Annotated in this window: 10 protein-coding genes; 7 read left to right on the top strand and 3 right to left on the bottom strand. The window is 60.2% G+C overall.

Annotated features, from left to right (window positions below; all coding sequences use genetic code 11):
* Positions 1-151 precede the first annotated feature (151 nt).
* The 5 genes from BK667_RS29930 (at position 152) to BK667_RS29910 (ending at position 10014) form a co-directional block, all read left to right on the top strand.
* Complete coding sequence (locus BK667_RS29930; protein ID WP_123514076.1) at positions 152-2455, top strand: YgiQ family radical SAM protein; 2304 nt, start codon at positions 152-154, stop codon at positions 2453-2455.
* Positions 2456-2769: 314 nt separating this feature from the next.
* Positions 2770-6045, top strand: coding sequence for a transglutaminase family protein (locus BK667_RS29925; protein WP_123599735.1), 3276 nt, complete (start codon positions 2770-2772; stop codon positions 6043-6045).
* A gap of 88 nt (positions 6046-6133) precedes the next feature.
* Entirely contained in the window at positions 6134-8620 is a 2487-nt protein-coding gene (locus tag BK667_RS29920; RefSeq protein WP_123599734.1) for a circularly permuted type 2 ATP-grasp protein, read from the top strand.
* On the top strand, positions 8620-9510 hold the full coding sequence (locus tag BK667_RS29915; RefSeq protein WP_123599733.1) for a transglutaminase family protein: 891 nt from the start codon (positions 8620-8622) through the stop codon (positions 9508-9510). Before BK667_RS29920 ends, BK667_RS29915 begins: the two co-directional genes overlap by 1 nt.
* Before the next feature lie 126 nt (positions 9511-9636).
* Complete coding sequence (locus BK667_RS29910; protein WP_123513932.1) at positions 9637-10014, top strand: NUDIX hydrolase; 378 nt, start codon at positions 9637-9639, stop codon at positions 10012-10014.
* Between the two features lie 73 nt (positions 10015-10087).
* Here BK667_RS29910 and BK667_RS29905 read toward each other — a convergent pair whose 3' ends face one another.
* Together BK667_RS29905 and BK667_RS29900 are read right to left on the bottom strand one after the other, a co-directional pair.
* Positions 10088-10279: a hypothetical protein gene (locus BK667_RS29905; RefSeq protein ID WP_123513934.1), complete on the bottom strand. Its 192-nt coding sequence runs from the start codon at positions 10277-10279 to the stop codon at positions 10088-10090.
* A gap of 68 nt (positions 10280-10347) precedes the next feature.
* A complete protein-coding gene (locus BK667_RS29900) occupies positions 10348-10935 on the bottom strand; it encodes a cytokinin riboside 5'-monophosphate phosphoribohydrolase (protein ID WP_123599732.1) in 588 nt (195 codons plus the stop codon).
* 343 nt (positions 10936-11278) lie between these two features.
* Here BK667_RS29900 and azu point away from each other — a divergent pair, with 343 nt between their 5' ends.
* Both azu and BK667_RS29890 read left to right on the top strand, forming a co-directional pair.
* Positions 11279-11725 carry an azurin gene (gene azu, locus BK667_RS29895; RefSeq protein ID WP_123513936.1) on the top strand — a complete coding sequence of 149 codons (447 nt, stop codon included), beginning with the start codon at positions 11279-11281 and terminating at the stop codon, positions 11723-11725.
* 199 nt (positions 11726-11924) lie between these two features.
* Positions 11925-13046, top strand: a complete 1122-nt coding sequence (locus BK667_RS29890; protein WP_123599731.1) for a hypothetical protein — start codon at positions 11925-11927, stop codon at positions 13044-13046.
* 57 nt (positions 13047-13103) lie between these two features.
* On the opposite strand, the gene nadE is transcribed toward BK667_RS29890, so the two are convergent.
* The gene (gene nadE / locus BK667_RS29885) at positions 13104-13931 is read right to left on the bottom strand and encodes an NAD(+) synthase (protein WP_123513940.1); all 828 of its coding nucleotides are present in this window, start codon (positions 13929-13931) and stop codon (positions 13104-13106) included.

Below are 13931 nucleotides of genomic sequence, written 5' to 3'. Positions count from 1 at the left end.
TTGCTCGCGATGAACGATAACGCGGTCCCCATTTCTGCTCCGCGTTTAGGCCACCACCAATTTCCGACCATAGCCGTCGGAATTGGTTATTTTTTGTGCTATATTCCGCGCCCGCGAAATTCAATGAAAGCCAACACCGGTTATCGACATGATGCAAGCAGCCAAGCCGTTATTTGACTATCCCAAGTACTGGGCCGAATGTTTCGGGCCAGCGCCATTCCTGCCCATGAGCAGGGAGGAGATGGATCAGCTCGGCTGGGATTCATGCGACATCATCATCGTCACCGGTGATGCCTACGTTGACCATCCGTCGTTCGGCATGGCAATCATCGGCCGGCTGCTGGAGTCGCAAGGCTTCCGCGTCGGGATCATTGCCCAGCCGAACTGGCAGTCCAAAGACGACTTCATGAAGCTCGGCGAGCCGAACCTGTTCTTCGGTGTCGCGGCCGGCAACATGGACTCGATGATCAACCGCTACACCGCCGACAAAAAAGTCCGCTCCGATGATGCCTACACCCCGGGTGGCATGGCAGGCAAACGGCCGGATCGCGCGAGCCTGGTCTACAGCCAGCGCTGCAAGGAAGCCTACAAAAACGTGCCGATCGTCCTCGGTGGCATCGAAGCTTCCCTGCGCCGCATCGCTCACTACGATTACTGGCAGGACCGGGTGCGTAACTCGATCCTGATCGACGCCTGCGCCGACATCCTGCTCTACGGCAACGCCGAGCGTGCGATCGTCGAAGTCGCCCAGCGTCTGTCCTACGGTCACAAGATCGAAGACATCACCGATGTGCGCGGCACCGCGTTCATTCGTCGTGACACGCCCAAAGACTGGTACGAAGTCGATTCCACGCGCATCGACCGTCCGGGCAAGGTCGACAAGATCATCAACCCGTACGTGAACACCCAGGACACCCAGGCCTGCGCCATCGAGCAGGAAAAAGGCCCGGTTGAAGACCCGGAAGAAGCCAAAGTCGTGCAGATTCTGGCCAGCCCGAAAATGACCCGCGACAAGACTGTGATTCGTCTGCCGTCGGTAGAAAAAGTCCGTGGCGACGCGGTGCTTTATGCTCACGCCAACCGCGTGCTTCACCTGGAAACCAACCCGGGCAACGCCCGTGCGCTGGTGCAGAAGCACGGCGAAGTCGACGTCTGGTTCAACCCGCCGCCGATTCCGATGACCACTGAAGAAATGGACTACGTGTTCGGCATGCCTTACGCACGGATTCCGCACCCGGCGTACGGCAAGGAAAAGATTCCGGCCTACGACATGATCCGTTTCTCGGTGAACATCATGCGTGGCTGCTTCGGCGGCTGCACCTTCTGCTCGATCACCGAGCACGAAGGCCGGATCATCCAGAACCGTTCCGAAGAGTCGATCATTCGCGAAATCGAAGAGATCCGCGACAAGGTGCCAGGCTTCACCGGCGTCATTTCCGACCTCGGCGGCCCGACCGCGAACATGTACCGCATTGCCTGCAAGAGCCCGGAAATCGAATCCGCGTGCCGTAAGCCATCGTGCGTGTTCCCGGGGATCTGCCCGAACCTGAACACCGATCACTCGTCGTTGATCCAGCTCTATCGCAGCGCCCGTGCCTTGCCGGGTGTGAAGAAGATCCTGATTGCTTCCGGCCTGCGCTACGACCTTGCGGTCGAGTCACCGGAATACGTCAAGGAACTGGTGACCCACCACGTCGGTGGTTACCTGAAGATCGCCCCGGAACACACCGAGGAAGGTCCGCTCAACCAGATGATGAAACCGGGCATCGGCAGCTATGACAAGTTCAAGCGCATGTTCGAGAAGTACTCCAAGGAAGCCGGGAAAGAGCAGTACCTGATTCCGTACTTTATCGCCGCTCACCCGGGCACCACCGACGAAGACATGATGAACCTGGCCCTGTGGCTCAAGGGCAATGGCTTCCGCGCCGACCAGGTGCAAGCGTTCTACCCTTCGCCGATGGCCACCGCCACCGCGATGTACCACTCGGGCAAGAACCCGCTGCGTAAGGTCACTTACAAGAGCGACGCGGTCACTATCGTCAAGAGCGAAGAGCAGCGTCGTCTGCACAAGGCGTTCTTGCGTTACCACGACCCGAAAGGCTGGCCGATGCTGCGCGAAGCGTTGACCCGCATGGGCCGCGCCGACCTGATCGGGCCGGGCAAGACCCAGTTGATCCCGTTGCATCAACCGGCCACCGACAGCTACCAGAGCGCCCGTCGCAAAAACTCGACGCCGGCTGGCAGCCATAAAGTGGCGGGGGAGAAGACCACCAAGATCCTGACCCAGCACACCGGCCTGCCGCCGCGTGCCAGTGACGGTGGTAACCCGTGGGACAAACGTGAACAGGCCAAGGCGGCGGCATTCGCCCGCAACCAGCAAGCGGCCAAGGATCGCAAGGATGCGGCCAAAGGCAAAGGGCCCAAGCCTGCGCGTAAGCCGGTAGTGCCGCGCTAAGCCTCGCTTGAGCTGAACAAAACGCCAACCTTCGGGTTGGCGTTTTGCTGATCGTTCCCACGCTCCGCGTGGGAATGCCTCCAGGGACGCTCCGCGTCCAGTGACGCGGAGCGTCACGGGCTGCATTCCCACGCTGGAGCGTGGGAACGATCATGGTCACGCCACATTTGCGTGCAATTGCCTCAAACCAAATTCCCGCATCGCCCGATTTTGGTGCTGTACTGCCTTAAGCAATCTATGAAAGCGCCAGCGCTGCGCGATGGCATAAGTCTTGCGCGCTGTCGAATACGCTTAAGGCTCGCAGGAGGCACGCCGTGTCGATTCATGTCGCATTGCATCACGTCACGCATTACCGCTACGACCGCGCCGTCGAGCTCGGTCCGCAGATCGTTCGCCTGCGCCCGGCCGCCCACAGTCGCACGCGGATTTTGTCCTATGCGCTGAAAGTCTCGCCCGAGCAGCACTTCATCAACTGGCAGCAGGACCCCCAGGGCAATTACCTGGCGCGGTTGGTGTTCCCGGAAAAAACCGATGAACTGCGGATCGAAGTCGATCTGCTGGCGGAAATGGCGGTCTTCAACCCGTTCGACTTCTTCCTTGAGCCCTACGCGGAAAAGATCCCGTTCACCTACGCCGCCGATGAGCGCAAGGAACTGGCGCCATACCTGGAAACCTTGCCCCTGACGCCGAAGTTCAAGGCTTACCTGGACGGCATCGACCGCACGCCGCTGCCCAGCGTGGATTTCCTCGTGGCGCTGAACCAGCGCCTGAGCGAAGACATCGGCTACCTGATCCGCATGGAGCCCGGCGTCCAAACTCCTGAACATACCCTCGAACATGCCTCCGGCTCCTGCCGCGATTCGGCGTGGTTGCTGGTGCAACTGCTGCGCAATCTCGGGCTGGCGGCGCGGTTTGTCTCTGGCTACCTGATCCAGCTCACCGCCGACGTCAAAAGCCTCGACGGCCCCTCGGGCGCCGACGTGGACTTCACCGACCTCCACGCCTGGTGCGAGGTTTACTTGCCCGGCGCTGGCTGGATCGGCCTGGACGCGACCTCAGGGCTGTTTGCCGGTGAAGGACACATTCCGTTGGCGTGTAGTCCCGATCCGGGCTCTGCGGCACCGATCAGTGGCTTGGTGGAACCGTGCGAGTGCGAATTCACCCACGAAATGTCCGTGGAGCGGATTTGGGAAGCCCCGCGCGTCACAAAGCCCTACACCGAAGACCAGTGGCTGGCGATCCAGGCGCTGGGCCGGCAGATCGATGCCGACCTGTTGGAAGGCGATGTACGCCTGACCATGGGCGGCGAACCGACCTTCGTGTCCATCGATGACCCGGACGGCGCCGAGTGGAACACCGCCGCCCTTGGGCCGGACAAGCGTCGTCTGTCCGCTGAACTGTTCCAACGGATGCGCAAACATTACGCCCCCAAAGGCCTGGTGCATTTCGGCCAGGGCAAGTGGTATCCGGGCGAGCAACTGCCGCGTTGGTCGTTGAATTGCTATTGGCGTCGTGACGGCGTGCCGATCTGGCACAACAGCGCGCTGATTGCCGATGAGCAGGAAGACTACGGCGCCGATGGTGAACTGGCCGGGCGTTTTCTCGCGAGTGTCGCTGAACGCCTGAAAATTCCGACACGCTTTGTGTTCCCGGCCTACGAAGACAATTTCTATTACCTCTGGCGCGAAGGCGCTTTGCCGCTGAACGTCAGCGCCGAAGATTCACGCCTGGAAGAACCGTTGGAGCGTGCGCGACTGCGCAAAGTCTTCAGCCAAGGACTGGACAAGGTCATCGGCCAGGTACTGCCACTGGCGCGCACCGCCAAGGGTGATCAGTGGCAGAGCGGTCGCTGGTACCTGCGCGACGAACATTGCCGGCTGGTGCCGGGGGATTCGCCGCTGGGTTATCGCTTGCCGCTGGGCTCGCAGCCCTGGGTGAAAGCGGCGGAGTATCCGTTTATCTACCCTAACGATCCGAACCAGGAATTCCCGGTGCTGCCGGACACTCAGCAGTTGAACAGTCCGGGCGCGGCAGCGGAAGCGATTGAACGGGATATCGAGATCGACGAGTCCGCCGACTGGCTGACCCGCACCGCATTCTGCGCCGAAGCGCGGGATGGCCGTTTGTACCTGTTTATGCCGCCGCTGGAACGGGTCGAGGATTACCTGGAACTGGTCACCGCCATCGAAGCCACCGCTCAGGAGCTGCATTGCCCGGTATTGCTGGAAGGCTATGAGCCGCCGAGCGACCCGCGCCTGAGCAACTTCCGCATCACCCCGGATCCGGGCGTGATCGAAGTCAACGTGCAGCCATCCGCCACTTGGGATGAACTGGTTGAGCGCACCGAATTTCTCTACGAAGAAGCGCGCCAGACCCGCCTGACCACCGAGAAATTCATGATCGACGGCCGCCACACCGGCACCGGCGGCGGCAACCATTTCGTCCTGGGTGGCGCGACGCCGGCCGACTCACCGTTCCTGCGTCGTCCGGACTTGCTGCGCAGCCTGATCAGTTACTGGCATAACCACCCGTTCTTGTCCTACCTGTTTTCCGGATTATTCATCGGCCCGACGTCCCAGGCGCCACGGGTGGACGAAGCGCGCAACGATTCGTTGTATGAACTGGAAATCGCCTTCGCCCAAATGCCGAAACCGGGGGAAGAGTGCGCGCCGTGGCTGGTGGATCGACTGCTGCGTAACCTGCTGATCGACGTCACCGGCAACACCCACCGCGCCGAGTTCTGCATCGACAAACTCTATTCGCCGGACGGCGCCACCGGGCGTCTGGGCTTGCTCGAGTTGCGAGCGTTTGAAATGCCGCCCCATGCGCGCATGAGCCTGGCCCAGCAGCTGTTGTTGCGGGCGCTGGTGGCGCGATTCTGGCGCGAGCCTTATGCGCCGCCGAAACTGGCACGCTGGGGCACCGAACTGCACGATCGCTTCCTGTTGCCGCACTTTATCGAGCAGGATTTCGCCGACGTCATCGTCGACCTGAATGCCGCCGGTTATCCGGTGCGGGCCGAGTGGTTTGCCGCGCATCTGGAATTCCGCTTTCCCAAGGTCGGTGATTACGCCGTCAGTGGCATCGAGCTGGAAGTGCGTCAGGCCCTGGAGCCTTGGCATGTGCTGGGCGAGGAGGGCGCGGTCGGCGGCACGGTGCGTTATGTGGATTCGTCCCTGGAGCGCTTGCAGGTCAAGGTTTCCGGTCTGGCGCCGCAACGTTATCTGCTGACCTGCAATGGCATCCCGGTGCCGCTGCAACCGACGGGCCGGGTGGGCGAATTTGTCGCCGGCGTGCGCTTCCGCGCCTGGCAACCCTCCAACTGCCTGCAACCGACCATCCCGGTCCACGCGCCGCTGGTGTTCGACCTGCTCGACACCTGGATGGAACGTTCCCTGGGTGGCTGTCAGTACCACGTCGCCCATCCGGGCGGGCGCAACTACGACAGCCTGCCGGTGAACGCCAATGAGGCGGAGAGCCGGCGCATGGCGCGATTCTTCCGAATCGGACACACCCCTGGGAAACTTCCTATACCGAACGTGACGATTAACGACGAGCTGCCGATGACGCTCGATTTGCGACGTTTCTAAGCCCTACACGACGCTCGGATTTTTCGTATATCCGAGCGTCATGAGCCTGCGTTAGTCTGACCGTTCTTTGCTGTCTGCCGAGCTTTCCATGCCTGACCTGCTTGACCGCTACCCGCTGACGGCGGGCACTTATCACGAACTGCTCGACGACAGCGGCGCCGTGCGTCCGCACTGGCGTCGGCTGTTCGACCAATTGCAGCGCAGCACTCCAACGCAACTGGTGCAGCGCCAGGCGTTGCTGACCCGGCAAATCCAGGAAAACGGCGTGACCTACAACGTCTACGCCGACCCCAAGGGCGCCGATCGCCCGTGGGAACTGGACCTGTTACCCCATGTGATTGCCGCCGATGAGTGGCAGCATTTGTCCGCCGGGATTGCCCAGCGGGCGCGCTTGCTCAACGCGGTCCTGGCGGATCTGTATGGTCCGCAGCGGTTGATCGCTGAAGGGCTGCTGCCGGCGGAATTGGTGTTCGGGCACAACAACTTTCTATGGCCTTGTCAGGGGATTTCTCCACCGGACGGGGCCTTTTTGCATTTGTACGCCGTGGACCTGGCGCGCACCCCCGACGGGCGTTGGTGGGTGACGGCAGACCGGACCCAGGCGCCGTCCGGTGCCGGTTATGCGCTGGAAAACCGAACCATCGTGTCCCGGGCCTTTCCCGAGTTGTATCGCGATTTGAAAGTGCAGCACCTGGCCGGGTTCTTCCGCACCTTGCAGGAAACATTGGCCCGCCAGGCGCCGTGTGACGATGAAGCGCCGCTGGTGGTGCTGCTGACGCCGGGTCGCTTCAATGAAAGCTATTTCGAACATTTGTACTTGGCGCGTCAGCTAGGTTATCCGCTGGTGGAGGGTGGCGACCTGACCGTTCGTGACGCCACCGTCTACCTGAAAACCCTGAGCGGTCTGCGCCGGGTGCACGCGATCATGCGCCGCCTCGATGATGATTTCTGCGATCCGCTGGAACTGCGCACCGACTCGGCCCTCGGTGTGCCGGGGTTACTGGAGGCCGTGCGCCAGGGCCGGGTGCTGGTGGCCAATGCCTTGGGCAGCGGCGTACTGGAGTCGCCGGGGTTGCTGGGCTTCTTGCCAAGGATCAATCAATTCCTGTTCGGCGAAGAACTGATCCTGCCGTCCATCGCCACATGGTGGTGCGGTGAAGCGCCGGTATTGGCCCAGGCCTTGGAAAAACTCCCGGAATTGCTAATCAAACCGGCGTTCCCGTCCCAGAGCTTTGCGCCGGTGTTTGGCCGTGACTTGAGTGAAAAACAGCGTCAAGCGCTGGCCGAGCGCATGCAGGCCCGGCCTTATGCCTATGTCGCGCAAGAATTGGCGCAGCTGTCCCAGGCGCCGATCTGGCAGGCCGAGGACGGTCAACTGCAACCCCGGGCGATTGGCATGCGCGTGTACGCGGTGGCCAGTCGCGATGGTTACCGGGTGTTGCCCGGCGGCCTGACCCGAGTGGCCGCCGAGGCCGACGCCGAAGTGGTGTCGATGCAGCGCGGTGGCGCGAGCAAGGACACGTGGGTGCTGGGTGAGCGCGCACCCAGCGGCGAGCAATGGAAAACCCAGCGCACCATCGGTGTCCACGATCTGGTGCGGCGCGATCCGTATCTGCCCTCGCGGGTGGTGGAGAACCTGTTCTGGTTCGGTCGTTATTGCGAGCGCTGCGACGACAGTGCGCGGTTGCTGCGAATCATGCTGGCGCGCTATGTCGACGTCGATGACCCGCAAGCGCTGGAAGCGGCGGTCGATCTCGGTGAACGCCTGAATCTGTTGCCCGACGAAGGCGAACTGCCGGAACGCTTACTCGCTGCATTGCTCGGCGATGACTGGCCGTTCAGCCTGCGTTCCAACCTGCAACGTCTGCAATGGGCGGCCTCGCAAGTGCGTGGCAAGCTCTCCCGGGAAAACTGGCAGGCGCTGGTGGAGTTGCAGCGCGAGGCCATGGAACTGGAAACCGAAGAACCGGATTTCGGCGAGTTGCTGGATTTCCTCAACCGCTTGGTGATGTCCCTGGCGGCGCTGTCCGGTTTCGCCCTGGACGACATGACCCGAGACGAAGGCTGGCGTTTCCTGATGATCGGTCGGCGGATCGAACGCTTGCAGTTTCTCAGCGGCAGTCTCGCGGCGTTTTTGCGCGGGGCTGGCGCCTTCGATCAGGCCGGGCTCGAATGGTTGCTGGAGTTGGGTAACAGCAGCATCACCTATCGCTCGCGATATTTGGCGGTGGCGCAGTTGATTCCGGTGCTCGACCTGTTGTTGCTGGATGAGCAGAACCCCCACGCAGTGCTGTTCCAGTTGAAACTGGTCACCCGGACCCTGAAGCGTCTGAACGACGATTTCGGCGCCCCGCGAGAGGCTGGGCTGCCACGGTTGGTGGAGCGCTTGATGCACTTCGATCTGGGCTGTCTGGAGAACTCATTGTTTGGTGAGGCGAGCGTTCACGCGGCGGTCGAGGGCTTGGCTGATTTGCTGCAAGAGATTGCCGATGCCAGCGGCCAGGTTTCGGATCGCCTGGCTCTGCGCCATTTTGCCCATGTCGATGATGTCAGCCAGCGCACGGTGTCCGTCTGATGAATGCCCGTTACCAGATTTTCCACGACACTCACTATCACTACGACAGCCCGGTGTCCCTGGCCCAGCAACTGGCGCACCTGTGGCCGCGAGCGTGTACCTGGCAGCGTTGCACCGCGCAGGCGTTGCTGATCAGCCCGGATCCGACGACCCGTCGCGATGAACTGGACGTGTTCGGCAATCCGCTCACACGTTTGGCGTTTGAGCGGCCTCATGATGAATTGCTGGTGAACGCCGAGCTGACTGTCGAAGTGCTGGCCCGGCCGATCCTGGATTTCAATCAATCGCCGGCCTGGGAAGAAACCCGCAACGCACTGACCTATAGCAGTCAGCCGCTTTCGCTGCAGGTGCTGGAAGCCTGTCGTTATCGTTTCGAATCGCCGTACGTGCATTTGAAGCGCAACTTCGTCGACTTCTCGCAAAGCTGTTTCCCGCCGGGGCGGCCGCTGCTGTTGGGTGTCCAGGCGTTGATGGAGAAGATTTTCAGCGAGTTCACCTTCGATGCCGAGGCGACTCAAGTCGCCACGCCATTGGTGGAAGTGCTGGAGCGTCGGCGCGGCGTCTGCCAGGACTTCGCGCACCTGATGCTCGCGTGTGTGCGCTCGCGTGGTTTGGCTGCGCGGTATGTCAGCGGTTATCTGCTGACCCAGCCGCCACCGGGCCAGCCACGGATGATTGGCGCCGATGCTTCCCATGCCTGGGTTTCGGTGTTTTGTCCGGTGCTGGGCTGGGTGGATTTCGACCCGACCAACAATGTACAACCGGCGCTGGAACACATCACCCTCGCTTGGGGACGCGATTTTTCCGATGTGTCGCCGTTGCGTGGGGTGATTCTTGGCGGCGGCAACCATGACCCGGAAGTCCGAGTCACCGTAATGCCACTGGACTAGGCAGATCGTTCCCACGCTCTGCGTGGGAATGCAGCCCGGGACGCTCCGCGTCCCAAGTCGGACGCAGAGCGTCCATTGAGGCATTCCCACGCGGAGCGTGGGAACGATCATAAGAGGAGGTTTCAGATGTTCCCGGTTTCAATCAAAGGCGTCCTGCAATCCCCCGAAGGCCTCATCGTGTTGATGCTCAACGAGCGCGACGAATGGGAACTACCCGGCGGGCGAATCGAACTCGGCGAAACGGCACCGGGCTGCCTGGCACGGGAAATCGCCGAGGAGCTGGACGTCGAGGTGGAGGTGGGAGAACCGCTGGATTCGTATCTGTTCGAGGTGATCCCCGGCAAACACGTATTCATCTCGACTTACCGCTGCCAGTTGCTGGGCGGTTTTGTGCCGAAAGTCAGTCATGAGCATAAAGAGATCGGGCTGTTTGAACCCGCGAATCTGCCGGCCAACTTGCCCAAGGGGTATCGCGATTCGATTCACAAAGCGTTGGGCCTGTGAGGGTCAGCAGCGGGGCTGCTGACCCTGGACACAGATCCGGTGAGCCTGATCAGATCATCGGGCCCTGAGGGTCTCAGGCGTCGGGCGCCTGATCTTTCGGTGCTTCAACATCATTTTCTGCCGCCACTTCACCTTCTGCATCCGGGTTCAGTGCTGCTGCTTCTTCTTCAGCTGTAGCTTTCTTGCGCTGAAGCTTTTCCTCTTTCTTCTGCTCCTTGGCCAAGTCTCTCTGACGTTTGGCGAAGGAATAATTAGGTTTAGCCATGGGCGATCCTCTGGGGTCGAAGGTGAGGTTGAGCGGCGCATATTCTGCCCTGTATCGGTGCCTAGCCGTTAGCTGGGTTTTTGCTCGGCCCATTTTGGCAGGACCGAGGGTCGCCAGGCGTCCAGTGCATCGATCAAGGTTTGCGACGATTCGCTCACTTGCAGCATGTCACGGTGTGGTGCGCGAACGAAGCCTTCGCCGACGATATGATCAAGAAAAGCGGTCAATTGGCCATAGAAACCGTTTACTTCGAGCAAACCGAGGGGTTTTCCGTGGTAGCCGAGCTGTCCCCAGGTCCAGACTTCGAACAGTTCTTCCAGGGTGCCGAGGCCGCCGGGCAGTGCGATGAATGCGTCGCTGAGTTCAGCCATCCGCGCCTTGCGCGCATGCATGCCGTCGACCACTTCCAGACGGGTCAGGCCGCTGTGGCCGATTTCCTTGTCCTTGAGGCTTTGCGGGATGATCCCGATCACTTCACCGCCCGCCGCCAGCGCGGCATCAGCGACGATCCCCATCAGCCCGACGGCGCCGCCGCCATAGACCAGGGTCAGCTTGCGCTCGGCCAATGCTCGCCCCAGGGCGACAGCCGCTTCACGATAAGCCGGGTTGGTGCCGGTGCTGGCACCGCAAAATACACAAACGGATGCGATAGACATGCCTTACTCCAGGGTCAGGATGGCCACAGAGTAAAGGCACGCACGCATCGATCCAAGGCTTAAACCTCGCGTTGAGGTGTTTCATAGGTGCCGCTGGCGCCACAGGCATAAGCGGCGAGCAAACCGCACAACAGGCTGTTGATGGACATGACAGGCGCTCCGTCGAAGTGATGAAGACTTGAGGATAGGGCCGACCCAGACGCCTGGCTGTTAGATTGTTTCGATGAGTGTCATAGCCCGAAAGTTGTATACAATTTTTGATTCAGGTCATAGGAACTTGCGAAGTTTTCAGGCAGTCTTCTGACCATTCGCCATTTCGTTAACCCTGCCTTGGAGATTCACCATGTTTGCCAAACTTGTTGCGGTATCCCTCCTGACGCTGGCCAGCAGCCAATTGATGGCTGCCGAGTGCAAGACCACCATCGACTCCACTGACCAGATGTCCTTCAACACCAAGGCCATCGAAATCGACAAGAGCTGCAAGACGTTCACCGTGGAACTGACCCACTCCGGCAGCCTGCCGAAAAACGTCATGGGCCATAACTGGGTACTGAGCAAAGAAGCCGACATGCAGCCGATCGCCACCGCTGGTTTGGCCGCCGGCATCGACAAGAACTACCTGCCGGAAGGTGACGCACGCATCATTGCTCACACCAAAATCATTGGTGCTAAAGAGACAGACTCGGTGACTTTCGATGTGTCGAAGCTTGATGCTGCTGAAAAATACGGTTTCTTCTGCTCGTTCCCTGGCCACATCTCGATGATGAAAGGCACGGTTACCGTCAAATAACCCTTGCTGGACTTAAAAGAAGACGCCTGAGGAGGCGTCTTTTTTGTGTGTGGGTCCTCCGATTGCCAGAATCCAGCCGTCGGTCTGAAAGGTGGGGTGACCTGTCATTTATGACAGTAGACGGGATTTTGATTCAAGGCTTCAAATCGCTCTTGAGTTCGCCGCCATCGCGGTGGCGACATCGATAGGGCATTTGATCATGACGAATGAAAACGTCGTACCTGAAATAATTTCGATAACAGATGCTGAGGGGGGGCCGGTTTATGATGGAGGGGCCACCCACTCCAGCACGCTGAACTTAAGCGGTACCGCAGGTGTGAACGATGTTGTCGACGTTATTCTTGACGGGATCTCCATCGGGAGTACTCAAGCAAAAGCGGGTACATGGGACTACCGTCTGGAGGATTTGAGCAAAAGGACAACTCACACTATCCAGGTTTCTGCCAACGGTCTGCCTTCACTTAGTTGGAGAGTGACGGTTGAAGCGATATCGCCCTTGATATTGAGCGTAATCGACATGGCGGGGCGCCCGGTTCCTGACGGAGGGACTACGGCCTCCACCACTCTGGTGTTGAGTGGTACAGCAGAGGTTGGTAGCTATGTCGAAGTTTTTGTTGGGGACGATCGGCGGGGCGGTACGGCTGTTCAAGACGGTACGTGGAGCTTCATCGTGACCCACTTGAACATGGATAGGCAACACCTGTTCAAGGCAGTTGCTGACGGTCTGGCGTCTAACATCTGGACGGTGATGGTCGCGGTCGAGCGCGGGAATGTTTGGATCAGGACGATAAAAGACAGCGATGGTTATGACATTCCCCGTTCTCATTACACCGCCTCGACGAAGGTGGACGTCATAGGCAGCGCTGCACCGGGTCAGTTGGTCAGGGTTTTCACCACCAGCGGTCAAGAAAACGCCACGGTGGCCGATCCCGAGGGCGACTGGAAAGTACGGTTGGAAGGCCTGATTCAACAGCTCTATATCGTTAAAGTGGCTAATTCCATTGAAAATCACGACTACAGATTTCGCTTTGTGGATCAACGCCTGCCAATCATTCGACTGGCGAGAGACTCCAGGGGTAATCCTATTCCCATCAATGGCACGACGAGTGATCGTTCGATCGTGTTGACCGGCACCGGCGCGGCGGGAGAGCGACTCAGCGTTCACAATAGATTGGATCTGGTGGGCAATCCGATCGTCAACATTCTCGGCGTTTGGGAGCTGCCAGTCCGAGATTTACCGAGCGACATTCATGTATTCCGGGTAAGAGGAAGCCAGGACTTTGGACTAGGGACGCAAACCTACTATTTCCGGGTGTCTTGAACACAACACCTGCCTTCGACACTCGGGGAATGCTGAAGGCAGGTGGTTGATCAAGGCTTACGGCGCAAACGGCATCACCCGCTTGTGATGGGTCTTCCTGTACGTATCGCAGATGATCTTGAACGCTTCCTCCCGCACCGCCTCGCCATGCAAGAACGCATCGATCTCGGCATAGGTCACGCCATGGGACGCTTCGTCCGGCTTGCCCGGCGACAGATCTTCAAGGTCCGCTGTCGGGACCTTTTCCACCAACGACTCCGGCGCACCGAAGCTGCGGGCAATCGCGCGGACCTGGTTCTTCACCAACCCGCTCAACGGCGCCAGGTCGCAGGCGCCGTCACCGAACTTGGTGAAGAAACCCATCACGGCTTCCGCCGCGTGGTCAGTGCCGATCACCAAGCCTTGGGCTGCACCGGCGATGGTGTACTGGGCGACCATGCGCATCCGCGCCTTGGTGTTGCCGAGCACGAAATCCACCGACACCGCGTGCTTGCCTTCAAACGCCGCGACTTCACTGGCCAGGGATTTGACCGCCGGGCCGATGTTCACGGTGTGGCGCTCGTCCGGGGCGATGAAATCCACCGAGGCCTGGGCGTCGTGTTCATCGAACTGGGTTTCGTACGGCAGACGCACGGCGATGAACTTGTAACTGTCGTCACCGGTGCGGGTGCGCAATTCGCGCATGGCGCGCTGGGCCAGCAGGCCGGCGGTCAGGGAATCGACGCCGCCGCTGATGCCAAGCACCAGGGTCTTGAGCCCGGAATTGACCAGGCAATCCTGGATAAAGGTAATCCGCCGGGCGACTTCCGCCTCGAGGGCCGCTTGATTGGCGAATGGCGGCTGAACCTTGAGCTGATCAGCAATCTCACGCTGTACGGCTTGCAT

This window comes from Pseudomonas frederiksbergensis, assembly GCF_003732705.1.
Classification (GTDB): domain Bacteria; phylum Pseudomonadota; class Gammaproteobacteria; order Pseudomonadales; family Pseudomonadaceae; genus Aquipseudomonas; species Aquipseudomonas frederiksbergensis_F.
The sequence above is the reverse complement of the archived record's forward strand: the minus strand, read 5'-3'. Positions and strand labels throughout refer to the sequence as shown.